Here is a 15,772-nt window from a genome sequence, read left to right as displayed (position 1 = left end):
TCTCGTCCAGTTGTCACGCTTTGTCCCCGGCGACCAGCAAGAATCCACCAAGGGGACATCGGTGTGGCAGGCATGCTTCAAGGGTTCGACTGACAAGGCCGCCACCCGGAAGCCAGATCGCGGTTCGGAAACGGATGTTCCGGACCGCAAGCGAATCCAGTGCGTCAAGAAGTTCCCCGCGTGTGTGCCAGTGCGCTCCCTTATAGGCGCCCTGGTGGCTGCCCCGGCCCTTTTGGCGCCAGAGCAGACTGTGACGGTTCAGCAGGCCCAACACGAACCTGCCCCGGGTAACCCGAACAATCTCACTCAACGCTTGCGACCATTCCGGTACGAAACAAAGCGCGGTTACAGACATCACCCGGTCAAAGCTGCCGTCCGCAAACGGTAACTGAAGGGCATTGGCAGGCAGGTAACAGGTTCTTGAATCCTGGCTCCGGGCATATGCCAGGGCTTCATTATCTACATCCACACCGGTCACCGAGGGAGATTGAGGCAAGCCCGCTATCCGACGGGTAAACCAGCCCGTGCCGCAGCCAACATCCAGTACCTTGTCCCCTTGCTGGCAGTCCAGTTCAGACGCTAACAGTCTGAATTCTGTCTCGCCTATCCACCGGCCGCGGCCACTGGCATACCAATGATCATACTGCTCCGGTGTCATGATGAGGGCCTATTGGTTTCGGGGGCCTTTCGGTGTGACGGAAAGGCTGTATCAGCATCTGATCCAGCCGCAGGTCGTGTTCCGTGCGGAAATCTTCAATTCCGATCGTCATCCCCAGATGCCCCTTTTCAGGCTGGGCGCGGTAGGTTCGGAAAAGCCGGTCCCACCAGGGCACGCTGAAGCCGAAGTTGCTGTCCGTTTCACGCTGAATGGCTGAGTGATGGACCCGGTGCATGTCCGGTGTGACCAGAAGCAATCGTAACCAGCGATCGACCCTTTGCGGAAGACGGACATTCCCGTGATTGAACAGCGACGTTGCATTCAGGAGCACCTCAAACACAACCACCGCCAGTGCAGGGGCACCAATGATTACTACAACCGCCATTTTGATGGCCATGGACAGCAGAATCTCAAACGGATGGAAGCGCAGCCCGGTGGTTACGTCGAATTCCAGATCCGCGTGATGCATGCGGTGCAGTCGCCACAGCCAGGGGACGGCGTGGAAGATCCGGTGCTGGAAATAGATGGCCAGGTCCAGCAGTAGAATGGCTAGAACCACCGTTACCCAGCCGGGCATTGAGACCAGGTTCAGCAGCCCCCACCCGTGTTCGGACGCAAAGAGCGCCGCGCCAACGGCAGCCAGAGGGAAGAGCAGACGAACAGCCAGGGTGTCCAGAACTACGATGGCAAGATTGCCGGGCCAGCGTACCGAGCGCTTGATGGTTTGAGGGCGCCTTGTGGCAAGGATTTCCCAGACCGCCATCACGCACAGCACCGAGACAAACCCCAGGATCCGTATAGCCGGTTCATTGGCCAGTATGAATTCGGACATGAATCGCCCTCCTCAATGGACCGGCAGGCCTGCGGCCTTCCATTCCGGAAATCCCTCGTCAAACCGGCGCACCCGGAAGCCAAGCTTGCGCAGCCGCTCTACCGCTTCATGGGACATTACGCAGTAGGGGCCGCGGCAATAGGCGACGATTTCCCGGTCCCGTGGCAACGCATCCAGCATGGTTTCCAGCTCGTCCAGGGGAATGTTGATGGCATCCGGCAGATGGCCTGCCTGATACTCTTCCTGGGGCCGTACATCCAGCAAGGCGACCGAGCCTTCCCGCAAGCCCGCAAGGAGATCATCCCGGGAGACCGCTTCCAGGCTGCCGCCCGGATCATCAGAGCCAAAGAGCTGGCTGATCAGGCGTTCCATCTCCGCCAGATTGGTTTCGGCCACCTCCCGCAGCAGGGTCATGAGCGTCACGATGCGTTCGTCCGTGAGCCGGTAGATCACCTGCTTGCCGGAGCGGGTTGCGGTAACCAGCCCGGCCCTGCGCAGGTGTTGCAGGTGTGCCGAGGCATTACCCACCGTTAGTTCCGTGTTGTTCGCCAGGGTTTCCACCGACGCCTCCGACTGGGCCAGCCGCTCCAGCAGCGCCAGCCGGTGCCCGCTACCCAGGGCCTTGCCAACCTGGGCCAGGGTGTCCAGAAGATCTTGCCGGGATGCCATATTGCTACCTCATATCAATCAGGTGATGGGCTCACGCTTGACAGCCCAACTCTTTCCATTATTCTAATAAACAATAGAATGTTTGCAAGTGAATTCGTTCAATTAAGGAGTCACACCATGAAAGCCCTGATCCTGATTAACGACCCACCCTATGGAACCGAACGCCTTTACAACGGCTTGCGCATGGCCCATGCCCTGATCAAGAAGGACTGCGAGGTTACTGTGTTTCTGATGGGGGATGCGGTGTCAGGCGCCAAGGCCGGCCAGAAAACTCCGGACGGTTTCTATAACGCCGAACGTATGGTCAAGCGAGTGACCCTGAAGGGCGACGTCCTGCTGTGCGGTACCTGCATGGATGCCCGGGGTATTGCCGAGGAGGAAGTGGTCAAGGGCGCCCGGCGCAGCACCATGGATGAGCTGGCGGACGTGACCCTTGACGCTGACAAAGTGCTGGTGTTCTGAACTTCATTTCTGAACTGGTAGCTTTCAGGCCCGATCAGAAATCAATACAGGGTTCACGGTACAGGCGAGGGCAGGCATTGCCATCCTGACGGAACAGGTGGCATTTGATGGCGTTGAAACCCAGGGTCACCCGGGTGCCTTCCTGGACAGGATCACTGCCGTCAGTGCGCATGGTGATCACGCCATCCACGCCATTGACGTCCATGTGTACCAGGGTCTGGTAACCCAGCCGTTCAACCACAGTAACTTCACCATCCATGTACATATCCGCCTCGTCACCGGTGGTCAGGTGCTCGGGGCGGACACCCAGGCTGACCGTGTCACCGGCGGACAGCCCGTGGCCGTTGATGGGAAGTTCCAGAGAGTGTTTGCCGGGCAGGGTCACGGTAACGGACTGGCTGCTGGCTTGGTCCACAATACAGTCAATGAAGTTCATCTTCGGTGAGCCGATAAACCCTGCCACAAAGCGGGTGGCCGGGTAATGGTAAAGCTCCATGGGTTTGCCCACCTGGGCGATGGTGCCATTGTCCAGGGCGACGATCTTGTCGGCCATGGTCATGGCTTCCACCTGGTCATGGGTAACGTACACCATGGTGGCGTCCAGGCGTTTGTGCAGGCGCGAGATTTCGATGCGCATCTGCACCCGCAGCGAAGCGTCGAGGTTGGACAGCGGCTCATCGAACAGGAATACCGTGGGCTCGCGGACGATGGTGCGGCCGATGGCGACCCGCTGACGCTGCCCGCCGGACAGGTCCTTGGGTTTGCGTTCCAGCAGGTTGTCGAGCTGGAGCAGCCTGGCGGCATCGCTGACGCGGCGGTCGATCTCGGATTTGTGGGTTTTGGCCAGCTTGAGGCCGAAGGCCATGTTTTCCGCCACGTTCATGTGGGGGTACAGGGCATAGGACTGGAACACCATGCCCACTTCCCGTTCCTTGGGCGGCAGGTTGTTCACCTTGTCGTTGCCAATGAAGAGGTCGCCGGAGGTGATGTCCTCAAGCCCCGCGATCATTCGCAGCAGGGTGGATTTGCCGCAGCCGGAAGGGCCGACAAAAACCACAAATTCACCGTCCTCGATATCCAGGTTTACATTGCGGGTTACCTGGGTTTCGTCATAACTCTTGCAGATGTTTCGTAATGTGACGCTGGCCATAACGTGTGTCTTCTTGTTTGATCAGTGAAAGCTCATAAGCCCCGTGACGTGCTACCGGCCCCGTTTTTCATCGCCGGGTATCAGAGTGTCGCAATTTCAACGCCCCATGGTTGCAACGCCAGTTTGCTGCCGTCCCAGCGGCCGCCGACAAAATCAGGAGTGCCTGGCACTGGTCGCCCTGAAGCGGGTGCGGTAATGCGAGCCGGCTTGTCCGTCAGATTCAGTGCCACCAGCAGGGTTCGATCCCTGTAGCTGCGGGTGTAAACCAGTGTGCCCTCCGGGCTCTCAAGGAATTCGATATCACCCCTGAGCAGTTCCGGTTGCCGGGCTCGCCATCCCAGAAAGGCCCGGTACGCCTGCAGGATGGAATTTTCCACTTCATGCTGAACCGCAACCGCCGCATTGTAGTGATCATCATAAACCGGCAGCCAGGGGCGCGCATCGGAGAAACCGCCGTGGGTTTCCCGGTGGTGCCAGACCATCGGTGTACGGCAACCGTCCCGCCCCTTGTACTCCGGCCAGAAGTTGATGCCATAGGGGTCGACCAGATCATGATATTCCAGCTCGGCCTCGGTCAGGCCAAGTTCCTCGCCCTGGTAGATACAGACGCTTCCGCGCAGGGTCAGCAACATTGCCATATACGCCTTCAGCTGTTGGGCTGAACCGGCTTGCCAGCGGCTTGCTACGCGAGCCACGTCGTGGTTGCCGATGGCCCAGCAGGGCCAGCCGTCGGTCAGTTTCTTCTCGATGGAATCCACTGTCTTTCTGAAAAAGTCGGCACCATGCTGCTCCGTGAGCAGATCGAAAGAATAGGCCATATGCAGTTTGTCGCCGCCACCCGTGTACTCTGCCATGGTCTGCAGGGAATTGTCGTCGCCGATTTCCCCCACGGTTGTGGTCCCCGGGTACTGGTCCAGCAGGGCACGAAGGCGTTTCAGGAATGCCAGGTTCTCCGGACGGGTCTTGTCGTACCTGTGGAACTGGTAGGCGTAGGGGTTTTCCTTGCGCACACCGATGGAGCCTTCGGCAACCGCGTCACTGGGAGGGTTGTCCCGAAGCTTCGGGTCATGGAAACAGAAGTTGATGGCATCCAGCCGGAAACCGTCCACACCCCGATCCAGCCAGAATTTCACGTCGGACAGTACCTGTTCCACTACCTCGGGGTTATGGAAATTCAGATCCGGCTGACTGGTCAGGAAGTTGTGCAGGTAGTATTGCTTGCGCCGGCTGTCCCAGGCCCAGGCTGAGCCGCCGAAGACTGACAGCCAGTTGTTGGGGGGCGAACCGTCTTTTTTGGGGTCTGCCCAAACGTACCAGTCCGATTTCGGGTTGTCGCGGCTGGAGCGGCTTTCGACAAACCACCGGTGCTGGTCCGAAGAGTGGCTCAGAACCTGATCGATCATGATCTTCAGGTCGCGTTTGTGGGCCTCTGCGATCAGTTCATCGAAATCTTCAAGGGTGCCGAAGATCGGGTCCACATCCCGATAGTCGGCAACGTCGTAGCCGAAATCCTTCATGGGCGATGTAAAGAAGGGCGACAGCCAGATCGCATCAACATTCAGGCTGGCGATGTAATCCAGTTTGGCGGTAACCCCGGGCAAATCACCGATACCATCGCCATTGGAATCGTTGAAGCTGCGTGGATAAACTTGGTAAATGACGGCGCCACGCCACCAGTCCGGGTTTTTGATCATCATGCCTCGCTTACACCCTGGTGGTGAAAGGTTGTTATTGTCGGGAACGGAAGATTTCCGTGGTAATCGCTTTCATGCATAGTGCGATCAAGCCACGGCCCGTTCATCCTCCTGCCGGAGTTTTTGTTGGCGTAGTCCGGGGGATGAGGGGGGCGTAGAGGGGCGGAGACAGGAATCAGGTAAGAGGCAGTACTTCTTTTTCAGGCGATGGCATTGCCAGCTCGGCTGAGGCGACCGGGCAGGGGGCGGCTATCGCCTCCCTGCAGCCACCACCAGCAAGCTGACCAGGGTGGACCCGACAAGCGCGCCGGCAAACGGCAGCAGGGTCGGGATGCCACCGGGAAAACTGGCCAGTTCAACGCCGGCCATCAGGCTGCCACCGGTGACCCAGCCAGGAACAATCGCCCCTGCCAGGCCGGCCAGGCCGCCGAAGACTGCAGCCGTGGTAGTCATTCGTTTCCAGAGGCCCATCAATACTGGAATAACGGCGGTGGCACACAGCAGGTCGGCAATCAGGAACAGCCTCAGTACCGAAACACCCTGCAGCGAGATAATCACCACAGGGATCATCAGGATCACTGTGATCCATCGCGCCGAGGTTATGGACAATCCCTGTTTCTCGGTAACTGCCAGGGAAGCCAGGGCATTCTGCAGGGTGTCCACAGACGAGGCCACCAGCGTCAACGCGAGTACCAGAGCGGGAATGGTGAGCCAGGCCGGGGCACCGGAAAGCAGGGCAAAGAACGGGATCGGGGGTGAGCCCAGGTCCGTTCCACTCATGGCAGCAGCAATGCCGAGGGCACCCACAACCGCAACGACGGCGATGGTAATAACGCCGCCAAACAGGGCACCCTGGCGCAACGCGGACGTATCGCGGGCAGACCAGAGGCGTTGCCAGTAACCCTGATGAAACAGGTTGGCGGCCGTCACCGCGATCACCAGCGTCAGGGCCACACCCAGGGCACTGCCGACAGGCGCCGCCGGAGCGCTGGCGGTGTCCAGTTCTGGCAGCCGCTCCAGCGCGACAAAGCCAACGATCGCCAGCAAGCCGATCAGCAGAAACGCCTGCCACTGGTCAGTGACGATACTGGCGCGCAATCCGCCCCAGGCCGTGTAGATCAATGTGGCGATGGCCACTCCCAGCACCGCCACATTGCCGTTTACCCCGGACAGCAGGGAAGTGATAGCGCCGATGGCGGTCAGTTCCGCGGTCAGGAAACACAGCATGTAAAGCACTGAAATCAGGGAGACGTAGCGGCGAACCGCATTGCCGTAACAGGACTGGGCAAACTCGCCGATACTGCGGCCCTGGGGCAGGTAACGGCGGATAGCCGGGCCGCAGAAAGCAAACACGATAAAGGGCAGGGCGGCTCCCAGCGCGTATCCCGCAAGGGCGACCGGTCCCACCAGAGCGCCCACTTCCGGAGGCGCAAACAGTATCCAGCCGCCCATTCCAGAAGCCAGGAATGATAATCCCAGGGCCCGCGCGCCCTGGCTGTTGCGGGCAGTCACATAATCGTCCAGACCTCCATCCGCCAGCCGCGCCCGCAGTCCCAGCCAGGTAAAAAGGATCAGGGCAGCCGCCAGGGCAGTGACTGTTGTGTAAAGCATGGTGGGGGATCTCCGCCGGTCGTGAAGCCCGGAATATTGACACATTCCGGGCTTCACCGCGATATGCGCTCATCTGCAACGGGCAAATCCGGTCAGGCGGTGGCAGAGGGCTCAGGCTGGAACAGGCGATACTGATTGCGGCCATCATGCTTGGCGCGATACATGGCAATGTCGGCAGCTTGCAGCAGGTCACTGGCGCTGGTGCCGTCCTCCGGATAGAGGCTTACCCCGATGCTGGCGCCGATATTTACCCGCTCGCCACCCACAAGGTATGGTTCGCTCGCGATGCTCAGGAGACGGCGGGCAACACAATGCACATCGTCGATATTGTCCATCTCCGGTAGCAATATAATGAACTCGTCGCCCCCCAGCCTTGCAAGGGTATCGTCTTCCCGCAGGCAGTCCTGTACCCGATGGGTAAACTGCAGCAGCAGCTCATCCCCCATGGCATGGCCGAGCGTGTCATTGATCTGTTTGAAGTGATCCAGATCCATGAACATGACGGCCAGCAGCATTTCCTTGCGGTGAGCATGGCGAATGGCATGTTCCAGCCGGTCTTCCAGCAGGCGCCGGTTTGGAACGCCCGTAAGGGCATCGTAGTAGGCCAGCTGGCGGATCTGTTCCTCGTTCCTGCGGTTCTGGGTGATGTCGGTAAACAGTCCGGCATAATGGGTTGTCTCGCCGGCATCGTTGGTGATGGCCGTGATGGTCAGCAGTTCCAGGTACAGTTCGCCGGTTTTACGACGGTTCCAGATCTCGCCGCGCCAGTACCCGTGAGTGGTGAGTGAATGCCACATCCTCTGATAGAAGTCCGCGTCGTGGCGGCCGGATGACAGTATCTCCGGTGTTTTCCCGATCACCTCCTCGGGGCTATAACCGGTGAGATGGGTAAAAGCCGGGTTGACGAACTCTATGGTGACGTTAGCGTCGGTCACCATGATGCCCTCGAATGATGACTCAATAACCCGCTCCGCCAGTTGCAGTGTCCTGCGTGATTTCGCAAGCGCCTCGTCCCGCTGTTCCAGCGCTGTGCGTAAATCCTCCAGATACAGCTGTTCCGCCCCGGAAAGCATGTCGTGGTAGCCGATCAGGCCAATGACCTCGTTATGATTATTGGTGACAGCCAGATGCCTGATGTGTTTCTCCAGGAGGAGATCCCTGGCATGAATCAGTGGCTGGTTTTCATGCACTGAAAGCAGGGGGCGCGTGGCAAGCTGTGACGCGGGAATCCTGCCCCCGTGGCGTGCGATAAAGCGCACAATATCGCGTTCAGTGAGTATTCCCGGGCCGCTGTCGCAGGTCACAACAACGGCATCGGTGTGCTGGTCGTGCATCTGGCGGGCAACCTCTGAAACAGATTGCGTACCATCAACCACAACCGCCGGACAGGGGATAACAGTCTTGACTTCCCTCAGCCTCAGGTATGGTTCCAGCCCCTGATTCAGTGCCATATCAGTCTGGGAGAGAATGCCGATGGGGGCATCCTGGTCGTCTACCACCAGAAAGTGTCGCCGGCCCTGTTCGCGAAACTCGATGGCCGCCGCGCCGATCTCCATGGAATGGGGCAGGGTGGCAACGGGCGCACTCATCACGGATGCCACGGGTTGTTGCAGGACGGCGGCGTCTGAAAAGTCCACAGCCAGTGCATCATGCTCGGTCCAGATACCCGCAACCTGTCCACCATCGGTGATCAGGATGGAGCTGACCGACTGGTCCGCCATGCGCGCTGCAGCCTGCGCGATGGTGGTGTCGGGCGAGCACTGGAGCAGCATGCCGCTGTGCATGATGCGGGAAATGGGAAACTGCTGCCCCATTGGGTCTCCTTGACTTGGAAGTTGGCACTTGATTGGCGGTATTGTGGCCCGGATCAGGTCGGTCAATTTTGACAAGCATCAAATGCCTGTCAGGCTTATGCTTTACTCTATGCGGTAATTATCCGGGGATACCCCCGGCACTGGAGGTCCTTATGAGTAATCGCAAGTCAGAACTCGAAACCCTGCGTGCCGACCTGAAGGCAAGGCTGGCAAAGTACGAGGCCCATCAGCATCGTCAGGATGGTGCCCTGGAGAAAGATTTCGAAGAACAGGCGGTCCAGACTCAGAATGATGAGGTTGTGGATTCACTGGAAACTGAAACCCGCAATGAACTGGTCCAGATAGAGCATGCCCTGGAACGCCTGGCCAATGGCCTGGGGGATGAATGCGAGCGCTGTGGCGAAGACATCGACCCGCGGCGGCTGCAGGTATTACCCTACACCACCGTATGCGTAAAGTGTGCGGAAGACTGATTCAGTAAAGAGGAGGCTTGATGTCGGCAGCTGCCAGTTCTGACAATAAACCCGAGGGACTGCCACGGAGCAGGGCCATTGGCTTGATTCTGGGGTCCCTGTTCCTGCTTATGACCCTGGTTATCCCTGCTCCCGAAGGGATGGGGGCAGAAGCCTGGGCCGCACTGGGGCTTATGCTGCTTATGGCCACCTGGTGGTCCACGGAAGCGATCCCGATACCGGCGACAGCGCTGGTTCCGATCGTGCTGATACCGGCACTCGGGCTAGGCAGCATCAAGGACGCGACAACCCCTTATGCCAATCCCATCATTTTCCTGTTTCTGGGTGGCTTTACACTGGGGCTGGCCATGCAGCGGTGGAATCTGCACCGGCGTATCGCTTTACTGACGCTGCGGGGTATGGGTGACAAACCACGCCGCCAGATTGCCGGGTTCATGATTGCAACAGCCTTTCTGAGCATGTGGGTCAGCAACACCGCGACTTCCATCATGATGCTTCCCATTGGCCTGTCCGTGATCGCCATGATGGACTCATCCAACCAGGACGGTATCCGGCGTTATGCCACCGCCTTGCTGCTGGCCATCGCCTACTCTGCCAGCATAGGTGGAATCGCCACGCTTATTGGCACCCCTCCCAACGCGCTGTTGGCCGCCTACCTGAGTGAGAATCAGGGCATATCGGTGGGTTTTGGCCAATGGATGCTGCTGGGGGTACCGGTTTCGCTGACGATGCTGTTGTTGGCCTGGTGGTGGCTTACCCGCAAGGATTTCGAGCTGGGTAGCCAGGCCGGCAGTGGTGAGATGATAAGGGACGAACTGAAAGCCCTGGGCCCTCTGCAGAAGGCGGAGAAACTGGTGGCGCTGGTGTTTGTGGTAACCGCCGCCGCCTGGATTTTCAGGCCATTGCTGGCCGACAGCCTGATGCCCTGGCTCAGTGATACCGGGATCGCCATTGCCGCCGCCATCGCCATGTTTCTGATTCCCGTCGACCTGAAAGAGCGCGAGTTCGTTCTTGACTGGGAGACCGCCCAGGGCATTCCCTGGGGCGTCCTGTTGCTGTTCGGTGGTGGTCTGGCGATGGCCGGGGTGATCAGCAGCTCCGGGCTGGCGGAATGGATTGCGGAAAGCCTGTCGGTGGCGGGTCATCTGCCTGCTCTGGCGATGATCGCCCTGGTTGTCGGGGTTATCATTTTCCTGACCGAGGTAACCAGCAACACAGCTACAGCGGCTGCCTTTCTCCCGCTGCTGGGGGCGCTGGCCATGTCCCAGGACATGGCCGTGCTGTTACTGACGGTGCCGGCGGCCATTGCCGCCAGTTGCGCCTTCATGATGCCGGTGGCAACGCCACCCAACGCTATTGTGTTCTCCAGTGGCCACATGAGAATCCAGGATATGATCAGGGCAGGCTTTGCCCTGAACATACTCGGCATCGTCGTGGTGACGGCACTTACCTACCTGCTGCTGGGATTGGTATTCACCATGTGACGGGGCCCGCTGCCAAGGCCCCGGCGTCACTCGCCCTGGATCTTGCTGAGCAGGTCCTTGGCCAGTTCAATGGCCTCGGACCGGTGGCTGATATTCTGCTTCTGGTACAGGCTGCGAATGTGGGTCTTGACGGTTGTCGAGGCCACTTTCAGGTGCTCGGCAATCTGGTCATTGGAGAGCCCGGCGTGAATCAGGCTCAGTATCTGCCACTCCCGGCGTGTGAGTGGTGAAGTCCGGATCAGCTCGGGTACATCGGGGCGGTCAATGATATCCTGAATGATGGCTTCATCCAGTGATATGCGAATAGCGCGGCTGAAATCCCGTTGCTGCTGCGCCAGCTGGATGAGTCTTTCCGCCCGTTGCAGTTCCATGCCGTCGATGGCTTCGTCATTGATCAGCGCCTTCAGTATCACAATCAATACCTTGCCCATGCGCAGGAAGCTACCCACGGCACCGGTGGTACTGGCCAGCTGGAGCGCGGTCACCATGTGCCGGAGTGCATTCTCCCTGTCGTCGGTGTTCCAGTACAGCAATGCCAGGGCAATGTGGTTGCGATTCAGGTCGGTTTTCAGGCCAACCTGTTCCGCCACCGTCTGCAAACCTGACAACAGCGGCTGTGCCTTGCTGTAAAGCCCCAGGCTCATGTAGGCCCGGGCCCGGTTGCGGCCATTACACTGGTTGAAATGATTGGTGGCGGAATCGGGGTCCACCGGTGGTGCAATGGTGAGCCAGCGCTGGATGGCGTCATGGTCCCTGACGGCATCCCAGTAGGCGAGCATGGTGGCGTGGGCATTGGCAACCCAGTCCAGATGATAATCGCCCGAAGCCAGCATTTTCTGGATCTTGGCAATGTAGTCGGCACAGAGGCTCTGGCTCCCACGGGCATGGGCAACCTTGGCCAGGGAGGTGTAGCTCTGCACGTACCAGCGCTCGCCCTGGGCCTCCAGAATCTCGATACCCTGCAGGGCACAGCGCTCGGCGTTTTCCAGATGGTGCCATTCCCACATGATCTGGCTGCGGATCCGGAACAGGAATTCCAGAATCGGAAGGTGGTTGAGATTGTTTTCTTCGGCGTACTGGAAGCCACGTTCCTGGATGTTGTACGCCTTCTGCAGTAACCCCATGGCAACACTGATTTCGGACTGCTGGCACAATGCCCAGATCACGTTCTGGTGCGCCTGGTGAGCACGGGCCAGATGTTCGGTTTCCTGCATGCGGACCAGGGCTTCTTCGAGCTCGCCCTGCACGAACAGTGCCTCCCCGATGACGGAGGCAGCGGCTACGCGGGATGTGGGAAGGTAGCGGGCCTCCTGGTCTATGGCTTCCCTCGCCAGTACCAGTGCCCGTTCACCGTCACCATAATTCATCGCAACCTGGGCGCGGATGGCACTGAATTCGGCATATACAGCCCGCTGTGTGTCTTCAGTCATGGATGCTGCCAGTCTTGCTTCGGCAGCCGACAGCCAGTTCTCCACCTCATCGAACTGGTATTGTCCCTGGGCCACCCAGGCCCGGAGCAGGGTCAGTGTCGGGTCCCGGGCAATAACATCCTGGGGCAGGGCATCAAGGCAGCGCTGCAGAAGCATGAACTGGCCTTCGGTGAAGAATTTCTGGCCGTGGACTGTCAGTACCCGGGTAATTCGCTCCGGGTCGTCGGCTTCGATGGCGTGCCTGGCCGCTTCTTCCGCGTGGTCCAGCTCCAGCCAGGCGTCGCAGGCACGCTGATGCAACTGCTGCCGGTTCTCCTCTGTTGTGCAATTCAGCAAATGCCGCAGGTAAACCGAAAATAACGGATGGTAGCGAAACCACAGGGCGGAGTTGTCTACGGGGTTGATAAACAGCCCCATGGCAAGCAAGCCACTGAGTAGCGCCTGGCCGTTGCTGTCATCCATTACCCGCATGACCATCCTGGCATTGAAGCGGTCCAGAATGCTGGTGCGCAGCAGGAATTTCCGCTGCTGGTCCGTCAGGCCGTGGCCAACCAGTTCGTCGAAATAGTCGAAAATATGCTGATTGCCGAATTCGAGCTGATCCACAAAATCATTGAATTCAATGCTGGTCACTGCCGAAGCGGACAGAAGCTGAAGCGCAGACACCCAGCCTTCAACCCGCCTGACGGCCCTCTCAATACTTTCACGGGAAATCTCGAACGGTAGGCGGCTGTCAAAATACTGCTGCGCCTCATCAGCACCGAAAGCCAGATCCCGGGATGTGATTTCAGACATCCGCCCCTGCATGCGCAACTGGGCAACGCCGATGGGCGGCACGGTCCGGGTAATCAGTACCAGTGTCAGGCTGGCCGGCTGATGCCTCAGCAGAAAACGCAGGGCGTCATGGATCTCCGGGTTGCTGATCAGGTGGTAGTCGTCCAGAACCAGGTACACCGGGCCCTCGTCCAGTGGCAGTTCTGCCAGCAGATCGGTGAGGAAGCTCTCGGAATTGTCGTAACCCTGTTCCTGCAGTTTGCGAAGAGTAGCAGCACAGCTGCCGGGCACGGCTACTTCCAGTGCTTTGGCCAGGTAGCCCGCGAATCGGGCCGGGTCATTGTCGCCTGCTTCCAGCCGGTACCAGGCTGTGGTTGCCTCCGGAACGTCGAGGCGGTCTGCCACGGTGGTGGTCTTGCCGTAACCCGCCGGGGCGTGAACCAGCAGCAGGCTTACCGGCTCCAGATCATGGAGAAGGTCGTTGAACTTCTCCCGGTGCAGCAAGGCGGGTGGTGGCTGCGGGCTCTGGTTTTTGGCGGCAATGAACGTCAGTTGTCCCGGATTCAGTGTTGTTGTCATCAGGATCTTCAGTAATTGGTATCAGACAGTGGCAAGGGATGTGATACCGGCTTTCATCTTCGGCGTCAACTTCTCCGCGCTGTGTCCTGGCGGGCATGAACCAGTTCTCAAAACGGGTAGGGAGGACCCCTTCTGCACCGGCAGATTTGAGGCACAGTTATCTTTAAGGAGGTAGCGATTTCGGTATCTTACCGTAACAAGATGTAACTCGGGAAACGTCATGTCTAATAATAACAGGGACTTCGTCTGACCATGCTGCTGGTACTCGCCGGATCCATTCTCACTTTCACCATGGCCCAGGAGGCAGTCGAGGTTGAGCCTTATCAGCAGGGGACCGTCGTGATTGAGCAGGATTTCGACACCAGCCCGGTCGAGCTGAGAACCGACACGCGTGTGGAGCCACTGGTAGAACAGCAGTTTCGCAATATTGTGCGGCAGGCCTATGACTACAGCTGTGGCAGTGCGGCGCTGACCACCGTGCTCAATTACTACCTGGGCCGGAACCTGGGTGAGAGGCAAGTGATGGAAGGCCTGCTTCATTATGGCGAAAGTGAGCGCATTGTTCAGCGCCGGGCGTTCTCGATGCTGGACATGAAGCGCCTGGTAACCGCCCTGGGTTACCCGTCCGGTGGCTTCCGCGCCACCATCGATGATCTGATCGACCTTGATCACCCGGCCATCGTTCCCATTCAGCACGCCGGGTTCAAGCACTTCGTGGTACTCAGAACCATCCGCGACGGGCGCGTGTACCTGGCAGACCCGGCGGTTGGCAACATCTCCTTCACGCTCGACCAGTTCGAGGAAAAGTGGGACGACAATGTTCTCTTTATCGTCTTCCCGGGCAGTGACAAACCACTGGATTACCTCGAGCTGAAAGAAGAGGACCTGCGGTTCGTGGATGACCAGACGATGACATTACTGGCCCTGCAGAAGATTCCCGAATTTCACGAATCTACGGAACGACGGATCCGGAACATGCTGGAACGTCAGAAAAACAATCCGGACGGCAGTGTCGAGAATACCCGAAAGCAGCTGTTCTATCGTCGCAATTAACGTGCGTTGGCGCAAAGCCGGGGCGCAGCAACCACTACAAGTAAAATAAGGGAGTCAGGATGAATCGTTGGTTAGTGCGAGGTTTTATCCTTTTTTCCGTGACTGGCCTTTACTCAACCATGGCAATGTCACAGGAAGGAAACGTAGACCAGGCCAGGGAAGCACTCTCAAAGCAGGAGGGCGATGAAGACTCGTCAAAGCAACTGGAAGAGGTGTTCCAGTCCGCCGAGACCAGTTATTCGCTCCAGAAGAAGGGAACCCATTCCCTGAATTATTCCTTCGATTACTCCTACACGGGTGACCAGCGACTGGACCTGGCGATCACTGATGGCTCGGTACGGAATCTGGACGTGGTTCCTTCTGCGACCCACAACTTCACCAACGCATTCTCCTACGATTACGGTTTGCTGGATAACCTGACGATAGGCACCCGTATTCCACTGGTCGTGAAGCACGACACCCAGGACGAGCTCAGTGTCTACGATTTCGGCGATATTTCAGCTACCGCACGCTGGCAGCCGTTTGCCTACGTTCCGGGGAAGATGTCGACCACGTTATTCGGTACGTTCACGTCGAAAACCGGTGTGAGCCCCTATGAGATAGACATCGACGAACAGCTTTCGACGGGCAACGGTTATTACTCCCTGGCCGGTGGCCTGAGCTTCTCCAAGGTTCTTGACCCGGTAGTGGTATTCGGTTCCACCAGCGCCACTTACAACCTGCCTGAAACCGGTCTGCAACAGGTTCGGGGCGGTCGTGTCCTGGAGGAGGTCGAGCCGGGCTTCGGGTTATCCGCCTCGGGCGGTTTCGCCTATTCACTTTCCTACGACATCTCTCTGAGCATTTCGGCGCAGTTGAGTTACAGCGACGAAACCATGCTCGTCTTCAGTGATGGGTCCGAGGCGGTTGCCCAGGATCAGATGAGTGGCTTCCTCAGCATGTCACTGGGTACCCGTGTAAGCGATACCACTATCGTCAATACCAGTATTGGTATCGGCCTGACCGAAGACGCCCCGGACTTTTCGTTGGGTGTGTCCCTGCCCATCCGATTCTCAGGTCTCAAAGAGTGAGTTCAGCCTCTGACGTTCT

13 protein-coding genes are annotated in these 15,772 nt (G+C 58.6%); 5 read left to right on the top strand and 8 right to left on the bottom strand.

Translation table 11 applies throughout. From position 1 onward, the window contains the following. Nucleotides 1-13: 13 nt before the first annotated feature. Genes HLUCCO03_RS11290 through HLUCCO03_RS11280 form a run of 3 tightly spaced genes read right to left on the bottom strand, consistent with a single transcriptional unit; the run spans nucleotide 14 to nucleotide 2,159 of the window. Complete coding sequence (locus tag HLUCCO03_RS11290; RefSeq protein WP_027832390.1) at nucleotides 14-658, bottom strand: class I SAM-dependent methyltransferase; 645 nt, start codon at nucleotides 656-658, stop codon at nucleotides 14-16. Next, nucleotides 639-1,490, bottom strand: a complete 852-nt coding sequence (locus HLUCCO03_RS11285; protein ID WP_027832389.1) for a sterol desaturase family protein — start codon at nucleotides 1,488-1,490, stop codon at nucleotides 639-641. The genes HLUCCO03_RS11290 and HLUCCO03_RS11285 overlap by 20 nt, the downstream gene beginning before the upstream one ends. Before the next feature lie 12 nt (nucleotides 1,491-1,502). Next, entirely contained in the window at nucleotides 1,503-2,159 is a 657-nt protein-coding gene (locus tag HLUCCO03_RS11280; RefSeq protein ID WP_027832388.1) for a metalloregulator ArsR/SmtB family transcription factor, read from the bottom strand. Between the two features lie 117 nt (nucleotides 2,160-2,276). On the opposite strand from HLUCCO03_RS11280, the gene HLUCCO03_RS11275 reads away from it, so the two are divergent. Further along, entirely contained in the window at nucleotides 2,277-2,621 is a 345-nt protein-coding gene (locus HLUCCO03_RS11275) for a DsrE/DsrF/TusD sulfur relay family protein (RefSeq protein WP_027832387.1), read from the top strand. A gap of 34 nt (nucleotides 2,622-2,655) precedes the next feature. On the opposite strand, the gene malK is transcribed toward HLUCCO03_RS11275, so the two are convergent. The 4 genes from malK to HLUCCO03_RS11255 all read right to left on the bottom strand — a co-directional run bounded on the left by malK (nucleotide 2,656) and on the right by HLUCCO03_RS11255 (nucleotide 8,890). Beyond that, a complete protein-coding gene (malK, locus tag HLUCCO03_RS11270; protein WP_027832386.1) occupies nucleotides 2,656-3,771 on the bottom strand; it encodes a maltose/maltodextrin ABC transporter ATP-binding protein MalK in 1,116 nt (371 codons plus the stop codon). Between the two features lie 80 nt (nucleotides 3,772-3,851). Continuing rightward, a complete protein-coding gene (locus tag HLUCCO03_RS11265) occupies nucleotides 3,852-5,465 on the bottom strand; it encodes an alpha-glucosidase (protein ID WP_051603984.1) in 1,614 nt (537 codons plus the stop codon). Nucleotides 5,466-5,714: 249 nt separating this feature from the next. Further along, nucleotides 5,715-7,076: a sodium:solute symporter gene (locus HLUCCO03_RS11260; protein WP_027832384.1), complete on the bottom strand. Its 1,362-nt coding sequence runs from the start codon at nucleotides 7,074-7,076 to the stop codon at nucleotides 5,715-5,717. Between the two features lie 92 nt (nucleotides 7,077-7,168). Further along, complete coding sequence (locus tag HLUCCO03_RS11255) at nucleotides 7,169-8,890, bottom strand: diguanylate cyclase (RefSeq protein WP_027832383.1); 1,722 nt, start codon at nucleotides 8,888-8,890, stop codon at nucleotides 7,169-7,171. Between the two features lie 152 nt (nucleotides 8,891-9,042). On the opposite strand from HLUCCO03_RS11255, the gene HLUCCO03_RS11250 reads away from it, so the two are divergent. Then, nucleotides 9,043-9,363 carry a TraR/DksA family transcriptional regulator gene (locus HLUCCO03_RS11250; RefSeq protein WP_027832382.1) on the top strand — a complete coding sequence of 107 codons (321 nt, stop codon included), beginning with the start codon at nucleotides 9,043-9,045 and terminating at the stop codon, nucleotides 9,361-9,363. Nucleotides 9,364-9,383: 20 nt separating this feature from the next. Continuing rightward, a complete protein-coding gene (locus HLUCCO03_RS11245; RefSeq protein ID WP_027832381.1) occupies nucleotides 9,384-10,847 on the top strand; it encodes a DASS family sodium-coupled anion symporter in 1,464 nt (487 codons plus the stop codon). A gap of 26 nt (nucleotides 10,848-10,873) precedes the next feature. Here HLUCCO03_RS11245 and malT read toward each other — a convergent pair whose 3' ends face one another. Then, nucleotides 10,874-13,630 (bottom strand): HTH-type transcriptional regulator MalT, encoded by a 2,757-nt coding sequence (gene malT / locus HLUCCO03_RS11240; protein ID WP_027832380.1) that lies wholly within the window; start codon nucleotides 13,628-13,630, stop codon nucleotides 10,874-10,876. A 252-nt stretch (nucleotides 13,631-13,882) separates the two neighbouring features. Here malT and HLUCCO03_RS11235 point away from each other — a divergent pair, with 252 nt between their 5' ends. Together HLUCCO03_RS11235 and HLUCCO03_RS11230 are read left to right on the top strand one after the other, a co-directional pair. Continuing rightward, on the top strand, nucleotides 13,883-14,683 hold the full coding sequence (locus tag HLUCCO03_RS11235; RefSeq protein ID WP_027832379.1) for a C39 family peptidase: 801 nt from the start codon (nucleotides 13,883-13,885) through the stop codon (nucleotides 14,681-14,683). A gap of 59 nt (nucleotides 14,684-14,742) precedes the next feature. After that, entirely contained in the window at nucleotides 14,743-15,753 is a 1,011-nt protein-coding gene (locus tag HLUCCO03_RS11230) for a hypothetical protein (RefSeq protein WP_027832378.1), read from the top strand. The last annotated feature ends 19 nt before the right edge of the window (nucleotides 15,754-15,772 follow it).

Source organism: Marinobacter sp. HL-58, from assembly GCF_001314605.1.
Classification (GTDB): domain Bacteria; phylum Pseudomonadota; class Gammaproteobacteria; order Pseudomonadales; family Oleiphilaceae; genus Marinobacter.
This window is presented reverse-complemented; position numbering and strand designations above follow the sequence as displayed.

Bases quoted from the DNA above. Each gene is read 5' to 3' on its own strand.
- HLUCCO03_RS11290 (WP_027832390.1), bottom strand. From the start codon at position 658: ATGACACCGGAGCAGTATGATCATTGGTATGCCAGTGGCCGCGGCCGG.
- HLUCCO03_RS11285 (WP_027832389.1), bottom strand. From the start codon at position 1,490: ATGTCCGAATTCATACTGGCCAATGAACCGGCTATACGGATCCTGGGG.
- HLUCCO03_RS11280 (WP_027832388.1), bottom strand. From the start codon at position 2,159: ATGGCATCCCGGCAAGATCTTCTGGACACCCTGGCCCAGGTTGGCAAG.
- HLUCCO03_RS11275 (WP_027832387.1), top strand. From the start codon at position 2,277: ATGAAAGCCCTGATCCTGATTAACGACCCACCCTATGGAACCGAACGC.
- malK (WP_027832386.1), bottom strand. From the start codon at position 3,771: ATGGCCAGCGTCACATTACGAAACATCTGCAAGAGTTATGACGAAACC.
- HLUCCO03_RS11265 (WP_051603984.1), bottom strand. From the start codon at position 5,465: ATGATCAAAAACCCGGACTGGTGGCGTGGCGCCGTCATTTACCAAGTT.
- HLUCCO03_RS11260 (WP_027832384.1), bottom strand. From the start codon at position 7,076: ATGCTTTACACAACAGTCACTGCCCTGGCGGCTGCCCTGATCCTTTTT.
- HLUCCO03_RS11255 (WP_027832383.1), bottom strand. From the start codon at position 8,890: ATGGGGCAGCAGTTTCCCATTTCCCGCATCATGCACAGCGGCATGCTG.
- HLUCCO03_RS11250 (WP_027832382.1), top strand. From the start codon at position 9,043: ATGAGTAATCGCAAGTCAGAACTCGAAACCCTGCGTGCCGACCTGAAG.
- HLUCCO03_RS11245 (WP_027832381.1), top strand. From the start codon at position 9,384: ATGTCGGCAGCTGCCAGTTCTGACAATAAACCCGAGGGACTGCCACGG.
- malT (WP_027832380.1), bottom strand. From the start codon at position 13,630: ATGACAACAACACTGAATCCGGGACAACTGACGTTCATTGCCGCCAAA.
- HLUCCO03_RS11235 (WP_027832379.1), top strand. From the start codon at position 13,883: ATGCTGCTGGTACTCGCCGGATCCATTCTCACTTTCACCATGGCCCAG.
- HLUCCO03_RS11230 (WP_027832378.1), top strand. From the start codon at position 14,743: ATGAATCGTTGGTTAGTGCGAGGTTTTATCCTTTTTTCCGTGACTGGC.